This is a genomic window from Rhodococcus sp. FW305-130 (genome assembly GCF_058788335.1).
This window is the reverse complement of record NZ_JBYTAP010000004.1, coordinates 179349-203032: the sequence shown is the minus strand read 5'-3', so window position 1 is coordinate 203032 and position 23684 is coordinate 179349. Positions and strand designations below refer to the sequence as shown.

Below are 23684 nucleotides of genomic sequence, written 5' to 3'. Positions count from 1 at the left end.
GTTACCGGCCCGGAACCCAGGACATGATCTTGATTGCGTGAGGCATGAGCTTTGCCCACACCTTGGCCGGAAGTCCGCGCGGTCCACCGAGATTCATGACGCGGGTGGTGGCAACGGTCTGCGGCTCGGTGTACTTGATCAGCCCCTCGGCGCCGTGACGACGACCGACGCCCGAGACACCCATGCCGCCCATCGGTGCTGCGGTGCTGCCCCAGGTGGGTGCGTAACCCTCGTCGACGTTGACGGTGCCGGCGTGGATGCGCGCTGCGATGGCTTCGCCGGCAGCCTTGCTTCCCGCCCACACACTGGCGTTGAGGCCGTACTCGGTGTCGTTGGCCGCAGCGATGGCCTCTTCGACGTCCTTGACGGGGTAGATCGAGACGAGCGGCCCGAAGGTCTCGTCGCGGTAGCACTCGGCGTCTTCGGGAACCCCGGTGAGCAGCGTGGGCTCGTAGAACAGCGGTCCGATGTCCGGGCGGGCCTTGCCGCCGGCAATGACGGTGGCGCCCTTGACCACTGCGTCGTCGACATGCGCGGAGATTGCCTTGACCTGGGCCTCGGAGACGAGGCTGCCCATCTCGATTCCGAATTCGTAACCAGCGGCGAGGTTCATCTTCTTGACGCGGTCACCGAACATACGGATGAACTCGGGTGCGATGGACTCTTCGACGTAGATGCGCTCGATGGAGATGCACAGCTGACCGGAGTTGGAGAAGCACGCACGCACAGCGGCGTCGGTGACCTCGCGCAGGTCTGCGCCGGCCGCGACGATCATCGGGTTCTTGCCACCGAGTTCGGCGGAGAAGCCGATCAGTCGACGGCCGGCCTGCTCGGCGAGGAGCTGACCGGTCGCGGTGGAACCGGTGAACATGAGGTAGTCGGTGTTCTCGACCAACGCGGTGCCCACGACGGAGCCCGGTCCGGGAACCACGGCGAAGAGGTCGCGGGGCAGTCCCGCCTTGTAGAGCAGTTCGACGCAGGCGAGCGCGCAGTACGGCGTCTGGCTGTCCGGCTTGAGGACAACGGCGTTGCCCGCGAGCAGCGCGGCGATGGCGTCGGACACGGCCAGCGTCATCGGGTAGTTCCACGGCGAGATGACGCCGACGACACCCTTGGGCTGGTAGCGGACGACGGTCTTCGTCAGACCCGGGAGCATGCCGGAGACGCGACGCGGGCGCAGCAGCTTCGGAGCCACACGTGCGTAGTGACGCGACGTCATCGAGATGTCGAGGACTTCTTCCTGAGCTGCGGTACGCGACTTTCCGGTCTCGGCCTGAGCCATGTCCATGAGGGCGTCGCGGTTCTCGAGGATGAGGTCGCGGTAGCGGTGGAAGACGGCAGCGCGGTCGAGGACGGAGCGCTTGGCCCATTCCTTCTGGGCGACGCGGGCACGGGCGATGGCCGCAAGTGCGTCGTCGGCGGTGCCAACGGGGATGGTCGCCAGCTCCTTGCCGGTGAACACCTCGGTGATGGACTTCGTCGGGCGATCGGCAACATTGTCGATGGCGATCAGATCGGCGAGCCGCGAGAAGGTCGCAGCGGACGGAGCAGGCATTTCAGTACCCCTACTGGTGAGTAGTTCTTGGAGTTACACACAACTTACCCCGTCGGTGGTACCGATCACAGTGCCGAATCAGACAGAGTCAACCAATACTGCCTCTTTCGGACGTTTTGCGATCAACAACGACATGACTGCAGCGATCGCGCAGAGCGCGCCGGCCACCAAGAATGCAGCGTCGTACGAGCCGATCTGATCACGAACGAGGCCGGCCAAGAATGCCACCAGACCCGCGCCGATCTGATGAGATGCCAGCACCCAACCGAACACGATGGGAGCGTCGGCGCCGAAGTGCTGACGGCACAGCGCGACGGTCGGCGGAACCGTCGCCACCCAATCGAGCCCGTAGAAGATGACAAACGCGATCATCGGCGGATTCACAGTGTTGGCAAGCAGCAGCGGCAGGAAGAGCAGCGAGATTCCGCGGAAGAGGTAGTAGATGCCGAGAAGTTTTCGCGAGTCCATCCGGTCGGTGAACCAACCCGAAGCAATGGTGCCGACCATGTCGAGGATTCCGATCAACGCCAACAGGGACGCGGCCGTCGTGATCGGCATTCCGTGATCGTGCGACGCCGGGACGAAGTGCGTTCCGATCAGGCCGTTGGTGCTCGCGCCGCAAATCGCGAAGGTACCGGCGAGAAGCCAGAACACCTTGGTCTTCGACGCCATCACCAGCACCGAGATCGCCCGGCCTCCGGCGCCGCCGCGCTGGTAGACAGGCTTGGCGGGTGGGGCGTAATCGGCGGGCGCGCCGTACGGCGTCGTTCCCACGTCTGACGGATAGTTACGCAGGAACAGCAGAACGAACGGCACGACGGCCAGTGCGGCAAACGAAACTGTGAAGGCGACGCTCTTCCAGTCGTACGTTTCCGCGAGCTTCGCCAGGACCGGCAGGAACACCAGCTGACCGGCAGCACCACCGGCCGTCAGGATGCCGGTCACGAGACCACGCTTTTCGACGAACCAGCGATCGACGACGGTGGCGACAAACGCCAGCGCCATCGAACCCGTACCGAGGCCGACGAACACACCCCACAGCAGAATGAGCTGCCAACTCGAGGTCATGAAGATCGTGAGACCACTGCCGAGCGAGATGAGCGCCAACGCCGAAGTGACGACCGCCCGGATACCGAACCTTTCCATCAGGGCAGCGGCGAACGGCGAGGTCAGCCCGTACAGGATCAGGTTGACCGAGACGGCGGCCGAGATGCTGGCGCGCGACCACCCGAAATCCTCGTGCAGCGGATCGATCAGCACCGATGGGGCAGCGCGGAAGCTCGCCGCACCGACCAATGCCAGGAATGCCACGATCGCGACGGACCACGCGCGGTGAAAGCGCGGGGGGCTCACCTGCTGCGGGCCCGATTCGGGGAGAGCGGTCTCAGAAGTCACAGAGAGAATTCTGCAGTTCGGATTCGATCGAGAACAGTGGCCAGATTGCCAATATATGAAAGAATCGAGCCATGTCTGGTCCGCATCGCGTCGTCGTACTGGCTCTGAACGGAGTCATTCCCTTCGAACTCGGGATCCCCGCGCGTATCTTCGGGCGTGCCATCGACGTCGAGGATCGGCCGCTGTACGAGATCCTGACGTGCACAATCGACGGCAATCCCGTGCGGACCGACGCTGACTTCAGCATTTCGGTCGACCATGGGAGCGAGTTGCTCGCCACCGCCGACACCGTCGTCATCCCCGCGTCGTACGAATTAGGCCCGGCCTTCGACGAGGGGTATCTCTCCCCCGAATTGGCCGCAGCATTCGACCGCATCCGCCCGGGGACCCGGCTGGTCTCGATCTGCACCGGTTCGTACATCCTCGCCGCGGCAGGTTTGCTCGACGGACTCCGCGCTACGACGCATTGGCGCAACACCGACCATTTCCAGCGTGTCTATCCCAAGGTGAACGTGGATCCCGACGTGCTGTTCGTCGACGAAGGCCACATCCTGACCTCGGCCGGCGTGGCGTCAGGCGTTGACCTCTGTCTGCACATCGTCAGGCGCGACCACGGCATGGAAGTGGCGAACACCGTCGCGAGGCGTTGCGTCGTACCGCCGTGGCGCGACGGTGGCCAAGCGCAGTACATCCGCCGCCCACTGGCCGACAAGCCTTCGGAATCGACTGCCGACGCTCGGCACTGGGCCCTCGAACATCTCGGCGATCCGATCACGCTGGCAGACCTGGCGACGCGTGCCAACATGAGCGTCCGCACCTTCAGTCGTCGATTCCGCGACGAAGTCGGAACCACACCGAACCGCTGGTTGACCAGCAGACGCGTCGATCGGGCACGTGAATTGCTGGAGGAATCCGATCTGTCGATCGATGCAATTGCAGCTCGAACCGGCTTCGGGACCGCGACATCGATGCGTCAACACATGAACGAGGCGCTCGGCGTTTCACCGAGCGCCTACCGACGCACGTTCAAGGCACCGGCGTAAGCGGCAGTACCAGGCACTATCCTGGAGGCCATGGCCGAACAGACTCGCCCGAACTTCCCCCAGTACTGCGGATACCTCCTGGGGAAGACGCTCCCCGACCGGTACCAGGACTGGGTGCGGAACGATCTGGTCGGACCGGGTGCGCAGGCTCGCTACATCATTCGTTTCACCGTGCCGGCGACGCTGATTCTTCTGCTGTTCCTGTTGATTCCGGGACCGATCTGGATTCCCTTGGCCATGATGGCTTTGCTGCTCATCCCGCTCGCGTACTTCGTCGTGGCGCTCGGGACCATCTACCGCCGTCACCGCCTGCTGAGCCACGGACTCGATCCCGAACTGCTCGACGAGAAGGCCCAGCGCCGTGCCGATCGCACTCGCGAGGACTACGAGAAGCGGCACGGTCGCTGAGCACCCCTCAGCGGAACATCGTCACTGCGGCCTTGGCGAGGACCTTCGGATCCTTCTCGTAGTGATGCATCTTGGTGAGCTTGTCTTCCGGAATCCCCAGGAACTTGTAGACGGCCACCTGAGCGCACCGCACCGAGTACTGCTCTGTGAACACCATGTCGAACGGCAACTCCGCGAACTGACTGATGAAGGCCAGGTTCTTGGAGTGCTTCGGCACCACCAGCGGCCGGTCGCCGACGGCTCGCCGATTGAACAGCGCACTGGCGTAAGGCATGTGGCTGGGAATCGAATTCACGACGCTGTCCATAATCTCTTGTCGGCGCGCGGCGAGCGCACCGCTCTCGTCGAGTGCCTCGAGATGCCCGAGAGTCTCTTCCAGCATTTCCCGGCCGGTCATCTCGATGAACGGCTTCTTCACGTAGTCGCCGTCCTTGCGCGGGAACAGACAGTAACCCCAGAAGACTCCTTCGTTCTCCTTCTGCGCGTGGTAGTGCGGCTGATGGTGAACCACGATCGACAGAAGCACGTTCGAGTCCACGAACGTGTTGAGTGCATTTCCGGGGAGCTGCTTGGTGATTCGGGAAATCTCGTTGATGAGCTCGTGTGACGAAGTGGTGACGGTGAAGCTGGTCCACTCACTCTGCGCCCGGTCCCCGAAGAACTTGTCGGGATTCCCGAGATCGTAGAAATGCTCGGTGGCCTGCTTCCACAGCAGCGCACTCGGCGCGTATCTCATGTCTTCGACGATCGGGGTGTCGAGATCGCCGATCGACGAACTGTCGGTGATGCTGCCGTTGGTGTCGAAGACGAAATCGCCTTCCGCCACGTCGATTCGGCCCTTCTCGCCGGTGCGGACGTTCTCGTAATCGAGTCCCGTCACGATGATCTCGTCTCGAAGCGGGGTGTCCTTGAACACGAACTCCGTGATCTTCAGTTCGTTGACGAACTTCACGCCCTTACCTTCGAGGAAGGTCCGCATCGGCAAGACGATGCTCTCGTACTGGTTGTACGGGGACCTGGTGACACCCGCAAGCGTCTGAATGCGGCTGAACTCGAGAATCATTCGGTTCATGTACCGGCGAAGCTCCATCGCCGAACTCACCCGCTTGAAAGCGAAAGTGGTCTCCCACATGTACCAGAAGTTGGTGGTGAAGAAGTGCGGAGTGTCCTCGAACCACTGCTCGATGCTGATGTCGTCGAGTTTTGCCTCGTCCGACTCCGGCATCGTCATCAGCTTCGTCAACAAGTACCGGTCCTTGTTGTCGAATTGCATGTGCTTGTAATCGTTCTCGCCCTTGTTGCGAATACCGTCTCGGTCGATCAACCGTGCGACGTCATGCGTGGGGTGCGCGTGGTCGAAGTCGAGAATGTCATCCGTCACCGACTTTCCCGGGTTGTCCAGCGACGGAACCGCACTCAATATGTCCCAGAGGTTCTCGTAGGTTTCCTCGTTGAGCATGCGGCCGCCGCGGTTGATGAAACCCGCGTCGTTACCGAGTTCGCGATGGCCGTACTGGTGCTGAAACGTAGCGGCGGATTCGCCGTCGTTCGCTCCGTGCATGTCCAGGCCCATGATGGTGATGTCCTCACCGTTCCACTCACCGTCTCGAATCAGATAGACGGCAGCCGAGAGGTTTCCGATGCCGGCACCGATCATGTAGGCCTTGTGAGACAGATTGGAAGACATTGGGTTTCGTTCCTTACTCGAGTCGCGGTACGGATACCTTCCAAGCATGGACCCGTTTGTCCGCAGGCGCATCACCCGAACCGGATGACGTCCGTCACGGTCGCTGAAGGCGCACCAGATCGAGCGCAAAACGCACGTAGTCACGTGCAATTTCCTCGGGCGTTTGCGGCCCACTCGGCCGATACCATTGCGCGACAGAGACACACATCACGACAATCGCACGCGCGGCCTGTCGCGGCCGATCCGTCTCGAACACACCGGCGGCGATTCCGTCGTCCACTTGCTTCGTCATCAACCATTGCTGGTAGTTGCGTGATTCCGTGATGCGCAACCTGTTCTCGGCTGTGAGACTGCGCATTTCACTGGCGCCGAGAAATCCTTGATCACGCCGATAGATATGGAACAAGGTCACACATTCGACAAGGAAAGCCAATCTTTCGTCGGGACTTTCGCCCTCTTCGATAGCCGCCAACGATCTCGTGTTGAGTTCAGCCATGGTGAGGTCGAGAATTTCGGCCAACATCTGTTGCTTACTGGAATAGTGGTGATACAGACCCGGAACACTCATCTGCGCACGTTTGGCGATCTCACGCATCGCAGCGCCGTGATATCCGGTCTTCACCATCTCCGCGAGCGCGGCAGCCAACACCGGATCGAACGAACTCGGACCGAACCTTCGCCACTCGTTCGGGCGAAAATGTGCGTCCGGGTCGGCGTCGTCGCCTCCCCATCGCGGCTGTTCCGGCGGACGCACTATCGCAGCCGGGAGCAGAGCGTCGAAACGCACTCCGAGAATCCCGCCGATTGCCGCCAACCGGTCGACGCTGACTCTGGTCTTTCCGGTCTCGACAGCGCTGAGGGTAGCCGGGCTGACATCGAGACGCCTGGCCAATTCACGCAGCGAGAGCCCGCTGTGACGCCGCGCTTGCCGGATCGACGCCCCGATCAGGACAGCATTCTCAAATTCGGTCACAGTGTTCAGTATTGCCGAACATAGGATTTCCAACAATGCGATGACCACGGAAATCTATGAACGTGTTGACTACTAGTTATCGGCCTGAACATGATGTGGATCACAAAGACCCAGGTCCGCCCGAGCGATCGTTCGGTGTCGGTAGCGAGAGGATCGAATCACCATGACCGAGGCGCCATATCTTGGAGAACTCCTGCGCGACGCACCCAGCAACTGGGGCAAGTGGGGAGAGTCCGACGAGGTCGGTTCACTGAACTACCTCGACGCCGGACAGGTGCTTCGCGGCGTCGGAACCATCAAGCAGGGTTCCGTGTTCACACTCCAACGTCTTATCGGCGATCCCAAGGGTGATCCGGTCTGGCCGGGCCGGAGCCCCGCCGAGCGCACACAGATCTTCGACGAGAGCAGCTGGGACGGCGACGACGCCCCCAACTTCCCCGGCGGCCTGCATTACGCGGACGACAAGATCGACGCATTCCTGCAGGGCTCGACGCAGTACGACGCACTCGGCCACGTCTGGTACGACGGCGCCCTGTGGAACGGATACTCGGCTGATACCACTGTCGGCGGCCTGGAGAAGGCCAGCGTCGAACCGATTGCCGACCGCGGCGTCGTCGGACGCGCAGTACTTCTCGACATGGCGAAGTTCCGCGGCAAGGAAAACCTCGACAAGGCCGAAACCTTCACGCACCAAGATCTTTTGGCCTGCGCCGAAGCGCAGGGCGTCACCATCGAGAAGCGTGACATTCTCGTCATCCGCACCAACTTCCTCAAGCTGTTCTTCGACCAAGGCGAGGCCTTCTACGAGGGCTTCTGCGAGCCCGGCTTGATCTACAGCCCCGAACTCGTCCAGTGGTTCCAGGACATGGAGATTCCGAACCTCGTCACCGACACCATTGCCAACGAGGTCACCACCGACCCCGAAAACGGTGTGGCACTGGTTCTCCACAACGCATTGATGCGCAACCTCGGTGTGGTGTTCACCGAGATCTGCGATCTGGAGAAGCTGGCCGCGGACTGCGCGTCCGACGGCCAGTACACGTTCTTGTACGTCGCCGCACCGCTCAAGGTTGCCAAGGCCAGCGGCTCTCCCGTGAATCCGGTTGCCATCAAATGACATACGAAGATCGCCCTTGGTTGGCGTTGTACCGCAACGACGTTCCCCCCGACATCGACGTCGAACAGCCCACAATGCTCGAAATGTTGGCGGCGGCGGTCCGCTCTGATCCGGACGCCACGGCTGTGAAGTACTTCGACGGTCAACTCAGTTTCGCCGAACTGGATCAGCAGAGTGACGCCCTGGCCCGCGCACTACGAGCAGGTGGTCTGACGAAGGGAGACCGTGTCGCACTCTTCCTGCAGAACGTTCCGCAATTCGTGCTCGCCCTCGCCGGAATCTGGAAAGCCGGCGGCGTCGCAGTCTCGATCAATCCCATGAGCCGTGAACGAGAACTGGGATACCAACTCGAAGATTCCGGAGCAGCGGTTCTGATCGCTCTCGAGGGGCTCTACGAGTCCGTCGGCCGCAACGTCGTCTCCGACTCGCCGGTCAGGCGAGTCATCACCACCTCGGAACTCGAGTACCAAAGCCGCAACGATCCACGGGTTTTCGACGGAATCGTGAAGAAGGATCTCGGTACCGACGATCTCGCGACGCTGATCGACCAGCATCGTCTCGGCGATCCGATCACTACCGACGCTGCACCGGAAGACATTGCGGTACTGACCTATACGTCGGGAACCACAGGTCCGCCGAAGGGAGCGATGACCTCTCACGCGAATATGACCTTCAACGCCCAGGTCTACCGTGACTGGCTGGGGCTCACCCCGAAAGACACGGTTCTCGGCGTAGCACCGCTCTTCCACATCACGGGGTTGATCGGTCACATCGCGGTGTCCGTCCTGGCGAGAATGCCGCTGGTGCTGGCCTATCGCTTCCAGCCCGAGGTGATGCTCGACGCGATTCGTGAGCACCGCCCGACATTCACAGTCGGCGCCATCACTGCGTTCACCGCACTGCTCAACACTCCGGGTTGCGCGCCCGCAGACTTCACCTCCATGCGGTTGCTGTATTCCGGCGGCGCACCCATCTCGCCGACAGCCGCCGAGGCAGTCCGCGCCATGACCGGTGCTGCGCTGCACAACATCTACGGGCTGACCGAGACCACGTCGCCCACTCACGCCGTTCCCGTCGGGGCGGACACGCCCGTCGACCCCACGTCCGGGGCACTGTCCGTCGGCGTTCCAGTACCCAACACCGTGGTCCGCATCGAAGACGAGGGCGGTGCGGTCCTGCCGATCGGAGAGATCGGTGAATTGGTCGTCCGTGGTCCACAGGTGGTGCGCGGTTACTGGAACAAGCCGGAGGAGAGTGCGTCGGCCATTCGCGACGGGTGGTTCCACACCGGCGACGTTGGTTTCATGGACGAAGCCGGCTGGTTCTACGTCGTCGACCGTAAGAAGGACATGATCATTGCGTCCGGCTACAAGGTGTGGCCACGCGAGGTCGAGGACGTTCTTGCCGAGCACCCCGCAGTCCGTGAGGCGGCAGTCGTCGGGATCGCCGACGAATACCGCGGTGAGACGGTGAAGGCGTTTGTCAGCCTCGTCGCGGGGGCCTCGGTGACGCCGGAAGACTTGATCGATCACTGCAAGCAGCGGATGGCGGCGTACAAGTACCCACGCTCCGTGGTGCTGGTGGAGGAACTGCCCAAGACCGTCACGGGCAAGATCTTGCGACGGGAGCTGCGCACGACCTCTTGACGACGAAGGCGGGCGGGCCTCCAGGCTCGCCCGCCCTCCGACATGTCGTTCAGCAAGTACCTGGCGTCACGCGACCACCCGCGAGGATCCTGCTCGTGAAGTCCTTCGCGTCTTCGTAGGAAGCCGCGATTGCGCCACGGTGGTCGGCGCCCTCATAGGTCTTGAATTCGACAGCCGACCCTTTGGCGCAGAAATCCTCTACCGCGCCGGTGGTACTGGCCACCGACACCAGAACGTCAGCCGTCCCCTGCGCGAACAGCGTCGGCACCTTTGGCGCAACAGTCGTCAATTCCTGTTCGTTCAAGTTCGCCGTTAGAGCTGTCAGGTCTGCGCCCTCACGAAAGATCTGGTCGACGGGAACCGGCGGCACTGCTCTCACCGCCGCCAGGCAACCAGTCCGCGCTGCCTCGAGCAGCGGTTGCGCTTGATCCGAGAGAAGTTGCTCGGGGACGACCGACGGATCGACTGCCTGGACTCCGAGAAGAATGATCGGAACGAATGGCACTCCACCTGCCATAGATTGATTACCGGACGCGACCAGTTCCGGAATCTGCGCGGTTCCGTTCCCTGGAGCGATCGACACCGCACCCTTCAAGTTCAGCTCAGGTGCTCGGTCCTTGCCGATAGCCGAGGTGAAGACCACAGCTTGCCCGCCTTGGCTGTGGCCCATGGCAAACCAGTCCTTGCCGACGTGCTCGTCGATCTGACGCGCAGCGCGAACGATGTCGGTTACGGCATTGGCTTCACTGGTTCCGTTCATGTACGGATGACCGCCGGGTGTGCCCAGGCCCTCGTAGTCCGTCTGCACCACGACGTAACCGTTTTCGACCCACCGGTCAAGGGTCTGATCGACCACCGAGAGGTAGTCGTGGACCGGTCCGTTCGGCGTATCAGCGGAAGGTGCGCACGCATCGGCTACGCCGGTGGTTCCATGCGCCCAACTGACGACCGGCCAGCCTCCAACCGGAGCCGGCGTCTTGGGGATGGCGACCACTCCCGATACCAGAATGGCTTCGCCGGAGGCACTTTGGGATATATAAGTGACGCGCTGGTTCTTTGCTGCGCTTGGCAATGCGGCCGATTCCGTCAAGTCGTGCGACGTGACCAATGTTCCCGGCGACAGCGGTGCAGGCGGCTCTTCTCCGAACGAGAGAGACCCCTCGGCGTTCGCGTTGGAGCACGCCACCATGGAGACCATCGCACCCAAGGCGACGATGCAGCCGGCGGTACGGGTAAATCGTTTCTTCCGAACATCTTTCATTTACAAAATCCTCACGTTCAGTGGAGCGCAACCGTGGCGCCGATCAATCCCTGTGCTTCGTAGATCTTGGCCGCTACTTCGTCTCGCATGGCGACGAATTCCGGCGTCGAGCGGATTTCGGTGTCGGTCGACCGAGGGCTGCCTTTCTTGAACCACACCTTGCGGTCGTAGATCACCCGTCCAGGGCGCGCTCCCATCACGATGACCCGCGTGCCGAGGAAAATCGCCTCCTCGACACTGTGCGTGACAAAGAAGACCGTCTTGCGACGCTCACGCCACAACTCGAGCAGTTCCAGTTGCAGCCTCTCGCGTGTCATAGCGTCGAGAGCGCCGAAAGGCTCGTCCATCAGAATGATTCGTGGGTCGGTGATCAGGACGCGCGCAATCTGGCATCGCTGCTGCTGACCACCCGACAGCTGGTACGGCTTTCGGTTTCCGTACTGCTCCAGGCCGACGAGCTCCAACATACGTTCGGCTTCGTCAGCGCGTTCGCGGCGCGGAACACCCCTCATCTTGAGCCCGAACTCGACGTTTCCCCGCACCGACAACCATGGATACAGATTCGAATGCTGAAACACCACACCACGGTCCGGGTCCGGGCCTTTGATGTGGGTGTTTCCCACCATGATGGTTCCCTCGGTGGGCGTCTGGAACCCAGCCAGCATCTGGAGCAGCGTAGTCTTACCGCAACCGGAAGGACCTACGACACATACGAATTCCTCGGGCTCGAAGGTCAAACTCGTCGACGAGAGGGCGACGACCGTTTCGTCGGAGGTGACGTATTCTTTGCGCACCTCTGTGAGAACTACTCGAGTACTGAGGTCCGTACCTTCCGTTGTCATGACTGTCCCACCTTCGCGACCGCATCGTTGAAGATTCCGTCTGCATACTTGCCGGGCGTGCTGACCGCATCGATATTGCCCTGCTGTAGAAGGAACTCCGCTGTTCCTGCCAAACTCTGCGCAAAAGCCCCACCGAGATAGTCCGGGCCGGCCTGCTCTGCAGCCGAAAGATATGTGTACCCCACGAGCTGAGGAATGATCACGTCCGGTGCGATGCCGAGCTGTGCAGACATCGAGACGGCTGCTGCGGTGGGATCGGCGTTGATCCGTCCGACCGCAAAGTCCTGCAACTTCGTCCACATCTCCATGAACTCGGGGTTCGATGTAGTGAAAGCCGTTGTGGCTCCCGAAAGATCGAAGGTGGGTGCGCCCTGTTTCGCCACATCCCCACTACTCAGGATGACGCGACCGTCTATTGTCAACTTCGACAATGTCGGGTCCCAGACCCACGCCGCATCGATCTGGCCGCCCTGCCAAGCGCCGAGCATCGCATCCGGCTTCAGGCTCATCAAAGTGACGTCAGCCGACATGTTCGCGGCGCCGAGCGCGGCCAGCAGACTGTAATGAGAGGTGCTGCCGAAAGGTGTTGCGATCTTTTTGCCGCGCAACCCTTCCAGCGTGGTGATCGACGGATCCCTGACCACCAGAGACTCCGCTTTCCCGATCACATCCTGAATCCATATCACTTGCATCGGAATGTTCAGCGGCGACGACAAGGCCATGGTAGCGGGACTCGAACCGAGTGTTCCGAGATCGAGGCTGCCAGAACCGAAGGCTTGGACGACGTCTTGCCCCGAACTGAACTTGCTCCAAGTGATATCGGCATTGGGCATGCAGGCTTCCAGCAAACCTTGATCCTTGACGATCAGATCGCCGTTCGGGATGTCCTGGTAGCCGATCCGCGCGGTAGTCGTGATCGACTCGTTCACTGTCACGGGGCAACTGGTCGTGGCACCCGTCGATCGACTCATCTCACCGCGCCCCGTCTCCACGCACGCAGTCAGGCTCATGCCCAGAGTTCCGGACGCGATGACGGCGATGACAAGCTTTCTCGAATTGATTTTCATGCCTTACCTTTCCATGGCGCCACGACTGTTCCGATCGCTTTGATCACAGAGTCGAGAACGAGCGCAGCACAACCGATGACGATGATGCAGGCGATGGTCAACGGCGTATCGAGCTGAGTTCCGGCCAGATAGGCCAGTCCGCCGATGCCCGGAATACCGTTGTTGAGTTCGGCTGCCACCACAGTGGTCCACGCGAATCCGACTGCAATACGGATGCCGTTGATCACTTCCGGCAGCGTCGATGGAAAGACCACGTTGGTCAGAACCTGGGTTCGGCTTGCACCCAATGCTTTTGCCGCATTGATCTGGTCGACCTTGACCGAGGTGACTCCGTTCAACGTGGCGATGGCTATCGGAGGGAATGCAGCCAGGAACAGGAGCCAGATCTTCGAAGTGTCACCGATACCGAACCAAACGATGAGCAATCCGATGTAGCCGAGTGGGGGCAATGCACGAAGAAAGTTCAAGTACGGCTCGACGAAGGTGCGTATCGGCGCAGACATCCCCATGGCGAAACCGATGAGGGGGCCGACAATCACGGCCGCACCGACTCCGGCAGCGATCCGTTGGCCGCTCGCGATCAGATGCTCCCACAGGAAGTAGTTCTGCTCACCGAGGACTTCACGATCCACACCGGGCGCAATCTGGTGCCACGTGTTGGCTCTGACGAACGCGTCCCATACCGACTTCGGTGACGGGAGGAACAATTCGTCGATCACACCGGCAGCAGTGATTCCCCACCACAGAACCAGAAAGACGAGCAACGCAACTACACGAACGCCGATGGACCGCAATCGCTTCGACGACAGGTGTCTTTTTCTGCGCAGGGGTGTTCGATCAGGCCTCCCGGTCTCCAACGACGGCGCCACCGCGGTCGGCGGGGAACTGGTGGTGGTCATGCGGTCCTCCTGTGTACTCGCTGAGCCGAGGTCTGATCGCGGGCCAGTACAAGCATCGAGTCGACGTTGACCCGACTCGGGCGAGTGACGACCCAAGCAACGCAATCCGCGATATCGTCGGCGGTCAGTGGATCGGCGCCGGCGTACACGGCGGCGGCACGCTCCTTGTCACCGCCGAAGCGCACCATGCTGAACTCCGTCTCCACCATGCCCGGATCGATCTGACAGACACGGATCGGCTCTCCGAGAAGTTCGAGTCGCAACACCCGAGTGAGTGCTGTCACAGCATGTTTCGCAGCGTTGTACCCTCCCCCTCCCAGATACGGCTCGCGGCCGGCGATCGATCCGATACTCACGACGGTGGCGTTCCCGCTCTCACGTAACCGTGGCAGCAACCGTTGCGTGACGCGCAGGACACCCAGGACATTCACATCGAACATCGCGGTCCAGTCCGCCTCGTCGGTATCGGCGATACTGTCTGCGCCGAGCGCGCCACCGGCATTGTTGACCAACACGTCACAGCGCTCGATCAGGTTGCAGAAAGCATCAACCGAGGCGACGTCGGTCACGTCGAGAGGTAGAGCGCGAGCGCCCGTTTCGGCCGCCAACTCCTCTAGCCGATCCATCCTGCGCGCACCCATCACCACATCGAATCCCTCCTTGACGAGGTGCCGAACCGTCGCCGCGCCGATGCCACTGCTGGCCCCGGTGACCACAGCTACTGGAGTCTTCATGACGGACATAGTGGGGAACTCCTTCGAGAATGATGCTGCAGAATCCTGCTGGTGAATGTTGTTCATGCCCTGGGAGATTCCCATCGGCATCGAATGAACTGCTCACCAGTCTGCTCATAATCTGGCACCTGCTCCAGTGCCACCTGCAGGGTCATTTTCTCGGGCCAGTCGTAACGTACTCGACTCGTGTTAACGCGATGGTTCCTCTGTGTAACTGGCCCCTCCAGATCGCGTCCGATCTGGATCTGGCGACGGGCCACCACTGTTCTCCATCATTGAGTGGACTGAAGAAGTTCAACCCTCGATCAGGAGGTTTCTGCCATGGCAGCTCCCGCACTCAGCACGTCACAACGGACCTACGAACTGGATCGAGCGCATGTCTTCCACTCGTGGTCGGCTCAGAAGTCGTTGCAACCCATGGTTGTCGAACGTAGTGAAGGTTGCTACCTCTGGGATGGCGAAGGCAAGGAATATCTCGACTTCTCCTCGCAACTCGTCTACACCAACGTAGGACATCAGCACCCGAAGGTTGTCGCCGCCGTCCAGGAACAGGCAGCGAAATTGTGCACCATCGCACCTGCTCACGCGAACGAGGCTCGGTCCGAAGCGGCGCGACTGATCGCCGAGATCTCCCCCGAGGGGATGGATCGAGTCTTCTTCACCAGTGGCGGTGCGGATTCCAACGAGCACGCAATCCGCATGGCGCGCCTCCACACCGGTCGATACAAGATTCTCTCGGCGTACCGCTCCTACCACGGTGCGACGGCGGAGACTATCAATCTCTCCGGCGATCACCGTCGCTGGCCGAACGACTACGGCAACTCAGGAGCTGTCCACTTTCACGGACCGTTTCTCTATCGGTCCGAGTTTCGTTCCGAGACGGAGCAACAGGAGTCCGAGCGCGCACTGGAGCACCTCGAAACTCTGATCCGATTCGAAGGTCCGTCAGCGTTTGCAGCAATCATCGTCGAATCGGTTCCCGGCACGTCCGGCATCATGCCGCCACCGCCCGGATACCTGAAGGGTGTCCGGGACATCTGCGACCGATACGGCATCGTCATGATTTGTGACGAAGTCATGTCCGGCTTCGGTCGCACGGGAGCCTGGCTGGCAATCGACCACTACGATGTCGTCCCCGATCTCATCACCTTCGCCAAGGGAGTGAACTCCGGCTACGTGCCCCTCGGTGGAGTCATCGTCGGTGAGAAGATCTACAACTCGTTTGCCGAGCGTCCGTACCCCGGCGGCATGACGTACTCCGGCCACCCGCTCGCCTGCGCCGCCGCCGTGGCCACCATCACGACGATGCACGAGGAACGCATAGTCGAGAATGCCGAGTTCATCGGCCGCACGTCACTCGGTCCGGGGCTCGCTGCTCTCACTGACAAACACCCGAGCGTCGGAGACGTCCGAGGTCTCGGAGTCTTCTGGGCACTCGATCTCGTCACGAACCGTGAGACACGCGAACCACTGTCCCCGTACGGCGGCACCAACGCTGCGATCGGTCGGACCATGACAGCGGCGCGGGAGGCGGGGCTGCTGGTCTTCAACAACTACCACCGCATCCACGTGGTCCCGCCGTGCACCGTGACCCCCGCACAAGTCGACGCTGCGCTTGCCATGCTCGACACTGCGCTGGACGTAGCCGATTCCTACTACGACGGCCCCCGGTGACAGTGCCGACAGTTCAGGCGAATGCGCTCGACGACGCGCGTGTTCAACTCGCGGAGGCAGTGGCAGTCCTGGGCTACCCCGAAGGTTTGCACCGCATCCTCGGCGCTGCCAGGCGTGAAACGACCGTCAGCGTTCCTCTTGTCCGCGACAACGGCGACGTGGAGGTCTTCACCGGATACCGGGTGCAGCACAGCATCGCCCGCGGGCCGGCCAAGGGTGGGATCCGATACAGCTCCGAGGTAAATCTGGACGAAGTCCGTGCTCTGGCGATGTGGATGACATGGAAGTGTGCGCTTCTCGACATCCCCTACGGCGGGGCGAAAGGCGGAGTCGACGTCGATCCCCGGACACTGTCCCCCGCCGAACTCGAACGTCTCACCCGGACGTACACCCAGGGAATCTCACCCGTCATAGGGCCGGACAACGATATTCCCGCTCCGGACGTCGGCACCGACGAGCAGACCATGGCCTGGATGATGGACGCATATTCCGCAACTCGGGGTCGTGGTGTCCCGGGCGTTGTGACAGGCAAGCCCCTTGATCTCGGCGGCTCGCTCGGCCGACGGACGTCCACTTCTCGCGGCGTCGCTCACATCTCGCTGTTGGCTTTGGCGAAAGAAGGCATTGCACCGTCCTCGGCGACGGCAGTCGTTCAGGGATACGGCAAAGTCGGCGCGGATGCCGCAGACTACCTTGCCGAGGCGGGGGTTCGAATCATCTCCGTCAGTGACAGATTCGGCGCAGTGCACAACGCCGACGGTCTCGACTTGTCGCGTCTGCGGGCACATTCCGAAGAACGTGGCACAGTTGCGGCGTTCGGTGGAGGACTCCCGATTGATCCGGCGGCGGTACTCGAACTGGATGTCGACCTGTTGGTGCCGGCGGCAGTCGAGGGCGTTGTCAATGCCGACAATGCATCTCGGGTGTGTGCTCGCATCATCGTGGAGGGCGCAAACGGACCGACCACGGCCGAGGCGGACAGGATCCTCGAACGATCCGGAGTGCTTGTGGTGCCGGATATCCTCGCAAATGCCGGAGGAGTTGTGGTCTCGTATTTCGAATGGGTTCAGGCACAACAAGGTTACTGGTGGACGCTCTCCGACGTCGAGCGTGGACTGGATGATCGAATGACCGCAGCGTGGTCGTCGGTACTCGATCAGGCTGCGACTACCGGATCCACACTCAGACGCGCCGCGATGGCTCTCGCGGTCGGCCGGGTTGCCAGAGCACACCGAGCCAGGGGCCTCACCCACTGATTCGGCGAGTCTCGTCGAGCATTCGATGAGCAATACCCCCGAGCAGGGCGATGCCGGGCTCGATCGACTGCTGGGCTATCGAACCGAAGCCCAGCCGCAAGCAATTGTGCGAGCCGGTGCCGGGAAAGAAGTATCGCGATCCGTCAGCAACAAGAATCCCCTGCTTCGCTGCCCTTTCGGTCAACTCTGCAGCGTCGAGATCCTCCGGGCCGGTGTACCAGACACTGACACCGCCCGGAGGAAACGATGATGCTTCCACACGTGGCATGTACGTGTTGATCGACTCGGTGATGATCTCCCAATTCTGCTTGAGTCGACGACGGTGCGAGCGCAGAACCTTGTGGTAGTCCCCCGAGGTGATGAAAAGCGCGAGCGAGCGCTGGATGTGACCGGGCAGGTGTTTGGTTCGATGATGACGCTCGGCCCGAAGTGCGGCAATGACTGGAGCATCGGCGACGATGTAACCGATCCGAAGACCCGCCGAGAGAAATTTCGAGAAGGATCCGAGGTAGATGACTCGACGGTTGTCTCCGATCGATTTCAGCGAGGGGGTCGGCCGACCGCGAAAGCGGAATTCACTGTCGTAGTCGTCCTCGATCACGAAACCGTTTCTCTCTTCGAGCAATTCGAGAAGTAGCTTCCGGCGCGGCAGACTCAGCGTGACGTTGGTGGGGTGGTGGTGGCTCGGTGTGAGGTACATGGCATCGAACACCGTCGATCGATCGAACACCGCCCCCCTACCGTCCACCGGGACCGGGGACAATTCCACACCGGAGCGCTTGAAGATGTGCATCGCATCGAGGTATCCGGGGTTCTCAAAACCCATTATCTTGCCCGACCCGAGCAGAACATCGGCGATCAGCGAAAGCCCTTGCTGGGTGCCGCTGGTCACCAAAATCTCGTCGGAACTCGCTTCGATTCCTCGCGACGGCAGGATCTCCTTGCGGAGCGCCTCGACGAGCAACGGATCATCTTGATCGACGGCGTCACGGACGCTGTATCGCAGATGCGGCCCGGTCATTGCCTCACTCGCGGCGCGCAACCAACCGCGCACGGGGAAGGAACGCAATTCGGGCTGGGAGCTGATGAACGGGTACGGGTAGTCGAAAGCGTCGGGATGCCCGAGAGTACGAGTGAATTCGACGCTCTCACGGGGTCGGAGCAACGTGGACCAATCGACGGGTTCGGCCGACGAGACGGACTCGGCCGCGGCGCGTGTCAGCGGCGTTGCCGCGTAAAGCCCACTGCGAGGCCTGCTCTCGATCACACCGAGCGCAATCAACTCGTCGTATGCGGCAGCAACGGTGTTACGTGAGACCCCGAGTTCCTGGGAGAGGTACCGCGTCGACGGCATAGGCCGTCCGCCGTCGAATACTCCTCGGGCAAGGAGATCTTCGATCATCGCGCGCACGCGGCGGTACATCGGCATCGTGGTGTCTGCATCGAGATACGCCGACCGGCCCGCTAGAAAATCATCCAAATTCTCGTGTGATCTCAACTGCGGTTCCTCCTGGTACTGGCCCCCTCAATGCTTGCACGATCTGGATCTTCCGGCAGTGCCAGACTGCCCAGAGAATGGGAATGTGATTCTTATCCTGGTCGCCTGCGTACTCGTCGGCTCGTCTGCAATTCAGTCGGCAACGGGATCGGGCTTCGGTCTGGTCGCCGGCCCTGCCCTGATTCTGATTGCGCCACAGCTGGTTCCGGCACCACTTCTACTTCTCACGCTACCCATCATGGGCTTGGTCGCAATCCGGGAACGCCGGCACTGCGACCTGAAAGCGGTACTGATCGCCAGTGCCACAATGATTCCCGGAATTGCTGCGGGTCTGTGGTTCCTCGGCCGCGTCGAGGTAACCGTCGTGCACGTGTTGGTTGCCGTCGTCGCATTGGCCGCGGGAGCAGCCCTCCTCACGGGCAAGTCCTTCGGCGGCACCAGCCATGCACTCGCCGGCGCCGGCATCGCGGCAGGCTTCATGGGCGCACTGGCTGCCATGCCCGGCCCGCCACTTTCACTGACATATCGGACGCCGAACGCTGCCGAACTACGGTCGACGCTCTCGACGATCTTTCTCCTCATGGCCGCGGCCACACTGGCTGCATTGCAGTTTCAGGTGGGCATCACTCGCGCCGAACTGCTGACAGCCCTCGCACTGTCCCCACTGTTGCTGTGCGGTCACGCCCTCGGGACATTGGTCGCCCGCAGAATCTCTCTGCTCACCTCGAATCGGGTCACGACATACGTGATCATCGTTGCCGCAACCGCACTGCTCCTCCGTAGCGTCACTGTTGCAACTTGACCGATCCTGTCTGATCGCACACTTTTTCCCGTCGACCGCGCCATCGGGGTAATGGAACAGTAATATGTGCTGAGTACCCACGGACAAACGGGAGACATCAGTGAGCAAGTTCGGACGTAAGAAGCAGCCCACGCCCAAGAGCTACCAGTGGCTGGCCATGACCCTCATCGCGTTGTCGCTCTCCGTGTCGATCGGGATTGCCGCCAAACCCTCCTGAGCTCGGCGGATCCGAAACTTGTAACCCCGCGTCCATCTGCACATGGGCAAATAGGTGCAATTCGGACGCTTAGCTGTTCTAACTTTCCTTCCGTCGTGTCACCCCGGCACCGACGGAGAGGATCAACTCACCATGCGAAGCTCACGCTTCGGCGTGCTGGCCGCTGCCGGCGCTGTCGGACTCGTGCTTGTCACCAGCAGCGTCCAGTCCATCGCCACGGCGTCACCGTTCGGTTCGCTCGACGCCGGTTCGAGTTCCGGTTCGACAGAGACACCGACCGTCAGCAACGGCGGTTTCACCTCCAAGACGCCCTACACTCCCGGCCAGCGCATCGCCGACTATCAGGCGCCGCCGACCGGATACATCCCGGTGTACACGGAAAGTGTTGCGCGCCATGGTTCCAGAGCACTGTCGAGCCTGAAGTACGACGACCTGAGCCTGCAGCTGTGGGAAATCGCCGAAGCCGAGAACGCATTGACACCCGTCGGCAAGGAATTCGGCCCGGCGCTTCGTGATCTCATGGACGCCAACAAGAAGCTGGGGTACGGCAACCTCAGCGGACTCGGGGTCACCGAACATCGGCAGCTCGGAGCGCGCGTCACCGAGCGCCTCCCTCAATTGTTCGACGCCATCGCAGCGCAACAGGGCACCATCACTTTGACTTCGTCGGGCGTCGACCGTGCCGTGGACAGCGCCGAGAACTTCGCTCAGGGCCTGACCGGTGCGTTTCCGGCCGTCGCCGGTGACGTTGCGCCGGTGACCACGGATGCCGACCTTCTCTACTTCCACGACTCGGATGAAAACGCCGACTACAAGGACTACGAAGAGTCGGATCCTCGACTGAAAGCCGTCGACGACCAGATCGCCGATCTTCCCCGCACCCGCGAGGTCTCGCGGCACATGATGCTCAGGCTCTACTCGGAGGACTTCGTGAACCGGCTGAGTGCGGGCGAGTTCTCACTCGTCGACCGTGGCAAGGGTTCCAGCACGATCGACAACGAGGTCGACGCCGCGTACATGCTGTACAACACGTACATCATCACTCCGGGCATGGCCGAAGAAGGCAAGTGGAATTTCGAGCGGTTCATCGACTCCGACGACGCTCAGTGGCTCGCGTACACGAACGACGCCGAGGACTTCTACGCCAAGGGCCCTGGCTTCACCGGTGAAGACGTCACCTACCGGATGGCAACCGTCCTGCGCGACGAGTTCCTGCGCGGCTTGCAGGAACACACCGGCGACGCCGCCGTACCGGGAGCGGACTTCCGGTTTGCACACGCAGAAACGATCATCCCCTTCGCTGCGCTCCTGAAACTGCCGGGGAGCACCGTCTCGCAGGCCGAGGGTGATCTCTACACCTATGCGAACAACCCCTGGCGCGGAGCGAATGTCAGCCCGATGGCCGCCAACGTGCAGTGGGACGTCTACGCCGGACCGGACGGTGATCGGCTGGTCCGAATGCTCTACAACGAGCGCGAGACAGCATTTGCTGCCCCGTGCGCTCCGGTGAGCGCCGGGAGTTTCTTCTACACGCCGGCCGAACTGGCCCGCTGCCTACCGGAGATTTCACCGGCGGCCTGAGGTCCGGCAACTCGGGATCCAGCCAGCGGTCGACGAGGGCGCGCCCATGCCTGGTGCAACGCCAGCATGCGCGCCTTCTCGTCGTCTTCCATCAACAAGGCGTCGCAGATACGTACGATGACCGGAGCCGAAACACCAACGGACGTACCCTGTTCCAGCCGCTGATAGTGATTGAAACTGATGTCGGCTATCTGCGCGACATCACGCCGACTGAGGCCGTGCATGCGGCGAGCACCCTCGCAGCGCATGCCGACCATTTCGGGCGCAAGACTGTTTCGTTTCTCGACGAGCATCTGGCTCATCAACTGACGCGCGCTCGACCCGTTCACGTCGCCACCTTTTCCATCCCTGAAATATGCTTTCAACTAACACGTTTCAGAATATGGGATGGGACGGACACGGCGGTATCTCCGAGATGACAGATAATCACGCGATACCGCCAACCCTGTGCCCGTTCAGGCCGTGACGATCAGGGGCCGAAGATCAGGCTATGAACCTGCCGATCGTCGGATTCGACTGGCAGATGGGACTACTGCCCCAATTGATCGAACCGAACGCCGTCGCAACGACATTGCCGACGCCGGTATTCACCGTCGCAGAGAGATACGGGTACGCCCCTACCAGGTCGACGATTCCGGACTTACCCGTGTCGGTGTTGACCCACGCAACGGTCACCTGACCCGCCGCCGGAATGGGCGCGGCTGCCGGGAACGAATCGAAGCGAATATCACCCTTGGCGATGGGCGGATTGGACTCTGGTCCGGACTGGCCGGTGAGCCCGGTCAAGGAGGCCAGTGACCCCTGATTCGGGCACCCGATGGTGACGGCTGCGCCGCCGAAAGGGTGGGGCGGATCAGCCGAGGCGACTCCGGCGAACATGACGCTCGCGGCAATCGGTAATCCGATGGCCGCAAAAACCCCGGCCGTGCGTGTGACGCTCATAGCTGCTCCTCGGGTCGACAACACTCTCCGGATACCCCTGGTACAACGCCCGAAACGATGGAAAGTCGACTATTCACACCCCTAGACAACGCGTGTTGTCAGAACTACAGTCGGTGGTGCAGCTCACACCTACCTCTGCAGCGCGCAGACCAGTCCCAGGGAGTGTTCAGATGAAGCGCTACGACCTCCGCAGTCGCACGGATCGACTCGATCCCGAAACCGATTACGAAGAGATGTCGCGCATTCTCGCGGCGCAAGAGTTTCCCTGGGACATCAATCAGGCGCTCAGCTTCGCCCTCTTTCGCACGTACGCGGTTCCCTCGATCGGCAAGCTCCTCTTCTCGACGGGCGAGTTCACCGACAAGGTTCAAAAGCGCTACGACGACACCAGCCTGATCCTCGACGCCATCCTCGAGCACGGCCTCAGCAGCACCGAAGGCCGCAAGAGCGTCCGTCGAATGAATCAGATGCACGGTTCTTACGACATCTCCAACGACGACATGCTCTACGTTCTGGCCACCTTTGTCGTCACGCCGGTCAGATGGCTCGACGAGTACGGCTGGCGGAAGATGACCGACAACGAGATCGTCGGGTCGACGAATTATTACCGCCACCTGGGTCGGTACATGAACATCAAGGACACTCCTGACACCTACGAGGGGTTCGTCAGACTTCTCGACGACTATGAGCGCGAACACTTTTCATTCGACCCCGGCGCTCGGGCGGTCGCCGATTCCACCCTCGACCTGATGTGCACCTTCCCGCCCAACAACCTGGCGCCGAAGGCTCTGGTCAAGGGATTCGCCTTCGCCCTCATGGACGATCACCTACTCGACGCCTTCCACTACAAGCACCCGAGCACCGCGATGCGCGTCGTCTCGCGCGGTGCGCTGAAGGTCCGTGCGCGTCTGCTGCGCTTCTTCCCGGTGCGTACGAAGCGGAAATTCGCCCGCGAGCTACCCAACATCCGCAGCTACCCGAACGGTTACAAGGTCGAAGACCTCGGCACCTTCCCCACGGGATGCCCGGTCAAGCACCTGCAGGCAGACCAGCAGGCCCAAGCGTAGACGCGTTGGGATACTTGCAC

General features: G+C 61.6%; 21 protein-coding genes. 9 read left to right on the top strand and 12 right to left on the bottom strand.

Features of this window, described 5'->3' with window-relative positions; all coding sequences use genetic code 11:
* Window position 1: 1 nt before the first annotated feature.
* Window positions 2-1555, bottom strand: a complete 1554-nt coding sequence (locus AC3WQS_RS14045) for a succinic semialdehyde dehydrogenase (protein ID WP_003943578.1) — start codon at window positions 1553-1555, stop codon at window positions 2-4.
* Window positions 1556-1633: 78 nt separating this feature from the next.
* A complete protein-coding gene (locus tag AC3WQS_RS14040) occupies window positions 1634-2950 on the bottom strand; it encodes an MFS transporter (protein WP_021332663.1) in 1317 nt (438 codons plus the stop codon).
* Between the two features lie 71 nt (window positions 2951-3021).
* On the opposite strand from AC3WQS_RS14040, the gene AC3WQS_RS14035 reads away from it, so the two are divergent.
* Window positions 3022-3993, top strand: a complete 972-nt coding sequence (locus tag AC3WQS_RS14035; RefSeq protein WP_021342360.1) for a GlxA family transcriptional regulator — start codon at window positions 3022-3024, stop codon at window positions 3991-3993.
* Window positions 3994-4023: 30 nt separating this feature from the next.
* Window positions 4024-4401, top strand: coding sequence for a DUF5313 family protein (locus AC3WQS_RS14030; RefSeq protein ID WP_003943558.1), 378 nt, complete (start codon window positions 4024-4026; stop codon window positions 4399-4401).
* Between the two features lie 7 nt (window positions 4402-4408).
* Here AC3WQS_RS14030 and AC3WQS_RS14025 read toward each other — a convergent pair whose 3' ends face one another.
* Window positions 4409-6136: an oleate hydratase gene (locus AC3WQS_RS14025; RefSeq protein WP_492712083.1), complete on the bottom strand. Its 1728-nt coding sequence runs from the start codon at window positions 6134-6136 to the stop codon at window positions 4409-4411.
* A gap of 46 nt (window positions 6137-6182) precedes the next feature.
* The gene (locus tag AC3WQS_RS14020; protein ID WP_029254130.1) at window positions 6183-7109 is read right to left on the bottom strand and encodes a TetR-type transcription factor C-terminal domain-containing protein; all 927 of its coding nucleotides are present in this window, start codon (window positions 7107-7109) and stop codon (window positions 6183-6185) included.
* A gap of 115 nt (window positions 7110-7224) precedes the next feature.
* Between AC3WQS_RS14020 and AC3WQS_RS14015 the strand changes: the two genes are divergently transcribed.
* Together AC3WQS_RS14015 and AC3WQS_RS14010 are read left to right on the top strand one after the other, a co-directional pair.
* Entirely contained in the window at window positions 7225-8178 is a 954-nt protein-coding gene (locus AC3WQS_RS14015) for a cyclase family protein (protein WP_047889339.1), read from the top strand.
* Entirely contained in the window at window positions 8175-9824 is a 1650-nt protein-coding gene (locus AC3WQS_RS14010) for a class I adenylate-forming enzyme family protein (protein ID WP_060938732.1), read from the top strand. Before AC3WQS_RS14015 ends, AC3WQS_RS14010 begins: the two co-directional genes overlap by 4 nt.
* A 49-nt stretch (window positions 9825-9873) precedes the next feature.
* Here the strand turns inward: AC3WQS_RS14010 and AC3WQS_RS14005 are convergent, their stop codons facing one another.
* The 5 genes from AC3WQS_RS14005 to AC3WQS_RS13985 are packed head-to-tail and all read right to left on the bottom strand — an operon-like array spanning window position 9874 to window position 14627.
* Window positions 9874-11085: a lipase family protein gene (locus AC3WQS_RS14005; protein WP_080909334.1), complete on the bottom strand. Its 1212-nt coding sequence runs from the start codon at window positions 11083-11085 to the stop codon at window positions 9874-9876.
* 17 nt (window positions 11086-11102) lie between these two features.
* Window positions 11103-11927 carry an ABC transporter ATP-binding protein gene (locus tag AC3WQS_RS14000; RefSeq protein WP_047889337.1) on the bottom strand — a complete coding sequence of 275 codons (825 nt, stop codon included), beginning with the start codon at window positions 11925-11927 and terminating at the stop codon, window positions 11103-11105.
* On the bottom strand, window positions 11924-12994 hold the full coding sequence (locus AC3WQS_RS13995; protein WP_047889336.1) for a taurine ABC transporter substrate-binding protein: 1071 nt from the start codon (window positions 12992-12994) through the stop codon (window positions 11924-11926). The genes AC3WQS_RS14000 and AC3WQS_RS13995 overlap by 4 nt, the downstream gene beginning before the upstream one ends.
* The gene (locus tag AC3WQS_RS13990; RefSeq protein WP_080909336.1) at window positions 12991-13893 is read right to left on the bottom strand and encodes an ABC transporter permease; all 903 of its coding nucleotides are present in this window, start codon (window positions 13891-13893) and stop codon (window positions 12991-12993) included. Before AC3WQS_RS13990 ends, AC3WQS_RS13995 begins: the two co-directional genes overlap by 4 nt.
* The gene (locus AC3WQS_RS13985) at window positions 13890-14627 is read right to left on the bottom strand and encodes an SDR family NAD(P)-dependent oxidoreductase (RefSeq protein ID WP_080909426.1); all 738 of its coding nucleotides are present in this window, start codon (window positions 14625-14627) and stop codon (window positions 13890-13892) included. The genes AC3WQS_RS13990 and AC3WQS_RS13985 overlap by 4 nt, the downstream gene beginning before the upstream one ends.
* A gap of 321 nt (window positions 14628-14948) precedes the next feature.
* Here AC3WQS_RS13985 and AC3WQS_RS13980 point away from each other — a divergent pair, with 321 nt between their 5' ends.
* Window positions 14949-16301, top strand: coding sequence for an aspartate aminotransferase family protein (locus AC3WQS_RS13980; RefSeq protein WP_047889335.1), 1353 nt, complete (start codon window positions 14949-14951; stop codon window positions 16299-16301).
* Complete coding sequence (locus AC3WQS_RS13975) at window positions 16298-17557, top strand: Glu/Leu/Phe/Val family dehydrogenase (protein ID WP_047889334.1); 1260 nt, start codon at window positions 16298-16300, stop codon at window positions 17555-17557. Before AC3WQS_RS13980 ends, AC3WQS_RS13975 begins: the two co-directional genes overlap by 4 nt.
* Here AC3WQS_RS13975 and pdxR read toward each other — a convergent pair.
* Window positions 17547-19037: a MocR-like pyridoxine biosynthesis transcription factor PdxR gene (gene pdxR, locus AC3WQS_RS13970; protein ID WP_157902070.1), complete on the bottom strand. Its 1491-nt coding sequence runs from the start codon at window positions 19035-19037 to the stop codon at window positions 17547-17549. The two genes, AC3WQS_RS13975 and pdxR, sit on opposite strands and share 11 nt — an antisense overlap.
* A gap of 103 nt (window positions 19038-19140) precedes the next feature.
* Between pdxR and AC3WQS_RS13965 the strand changes: the two genes are divergently transcribed.
* Entirely contained in the window at window positions 19141-19857 is a 717-nt protein-coding gene (locus AC3WQS_RS13965) for a TSUP family transporter (RefSeq protein ID WP_047889332.1), read from the top strand.
* A 349-nt stretch (window positions 19858-20206) separates the two neighbouring features.
* Window positions 20207-21655, top strand: coding sequence for a histidine-type phosphatase (locus AC3WQS_RS13960; protein WP_047889331.1), 1449 nt, complete (start codon window positions 20207-20209; stop codon window positions 21653-21655).
* On the opposite strand, the gene AC3WQS_RS13955 is transcribed toward AC3WQS_RS13960, so the two are convergent.
* Together AC3WQS_RS13955 and AC3WQS_RS13950 are read right to left on the bottom strand one after the other, a co-directional pair.
* Window positions 21601-21984 (bottom strand): helix-turn-helix domain-containing protein, encoded by a 384-nt coding sequence (locus tag AC3WQS_RS13955; RefSeq protein ID WP_029254127.1) that lies wholly within the window; start codon window positions 21982-21984, stop codon window positions 21601-21603. The genes AC3WQS_RS13960 and AC3WQS_RS13955 overlap by 55 nt on opposite strands.
* A gap of 154 nt (window positions 21985-22138) precedes the next feature.
* Entirely contained in the window at window positions 22139-22597 is a 459-nt protein-coding gene (locus AC3WQS_RS13950) for a hypothetical protein (protein WP_019746277.1), read from the bottom strand.
* A gap of 170 nt (window positions 22598-22767) precedes the next feature.
* On the opposite strand from AC3WQS_RS13950, the gene AC3WQS_RS13945 reads away from it, so the two are divergent.
* Complete coding sequence (locus AC3WQS_RS13945; RefSeq protein ID WP_047889330.1) at window positions 22768-23664, top strand: oxygenase MpaB family protein; 897 nt, start codon at window positions 22768-22770, stop codon at window positions 23662-23664.
* Window positions 23665-23684 lie beyond the last annotated feature (20 nt).

Bases quoted from the DNA above. Each gene is read 5' to 3' on its own strand.
- AC3WQS_RS14045 (WP_003943578.1), bottom strand. From the start codon at position 1,555: ATGCCTGCTCCGTCCGCTGCGACCTTCTCGCGGCTCGCCGATCTGATC.
- AC3WQS_RS14035 (WP_021342360.1), top strand. From the start codon at position 3,022: ATGTCTGGTCCGCATCGCGTCGTCGTACTGGCTCTGAACGGAGTCATT.
- AC3WQS_RS14030 (WP_003943558.1), top strand. From the start codon at position 4,024: ATGGCCGAACAGACTCGCCCGAACTTCCCCCAGTACTGCGGATACCTC.
- AC3WQS_RS14025 (WP_492712083.1), bottom strand. From the start codon at position 6,136: ATGCTTGGAAGGTATCCGTACCGCGACTCGAGTAAGGAACGAAACCCA.
- AC3WQS_RS14015 (WP_047889339.1), top strand. From the start codon at position 7,225: ATGACCGAGGCGCCATATCTTGGAGAACTCCTGCGCGACGCACCCAGC.
- AC3WQS_RS14010 (WP_060938732.1), top strand. From the start codon at position 8,175: ATGACATACGAAGATCGCCCTTGGTTGGCGTTGTACCGCAACGACGTT.
- AC3WQS_RS14005 (WP_080909334.1), bottom strand. From the start codon at position 11,085: ATGAAAGATGTTCGGAAGAAACGATTTACCCGTACCGCCGGCTGCATC.
- AC3WQS_RS14000 (WP_047889337.1), bottom strand. From the start codon at position 11,927: ATGACAACGGAAGGTACGGACCTCAGTACTCGAGTAGTTCTCACAGAG.
- AC3WQS_RS13995 (WP_047889336.1), bottom strand. From the start codon at position 12,994: ATGAAAATCAATTCGAGAAAGCTTGTCATCGCCGTCATCGCGTCCGGA.
- AC3WQS_RS13990 (WP_080909336.1), bottom strand. From the start codon at position 13,893: ATGACCACCACCAGTTCCCCGCCGACCGCGGTGGCGCCGTCGTTGGAG.
- AC3WQS_RS13985 (WP_080909426.1), bottom strand. From the start codon at position 14,627: ATGAAGACTCCAGTAGCTGTGGTCACCGGGGCCAGCAGTGGCATCGGC.
- AC3WQS_RS13980 (WP_047889335.1), top strand. From the start codon at position 14,949: ATGGCAGCTCCCGCACTCAGCACGTCACAACGGACCTACGAACTGGAT.
- AC3WQS_RS13960 (WP_047889331.1), top strand. From the start codon at position 20,207: ATGCGAAGCTCACGCTTCGGCGTGCTGGCCGCTGCCGGCGCTGTCGGA.
- AC3WQS_RS13950 (WP_019746277.1), bottom strand. From the start codon at position 22,597: ATGAGCGTCACACGCACGGCCGGGGTTTTTGCGGCCATCGGATTACCG.
- AC3WQS_RS13945 (WP_047889330.1), top strand. From the start codon at position 22,768: ATGAAGCGCTACGACCTCCGCAGTCGCACGGATCGACTCGATCCCGAA.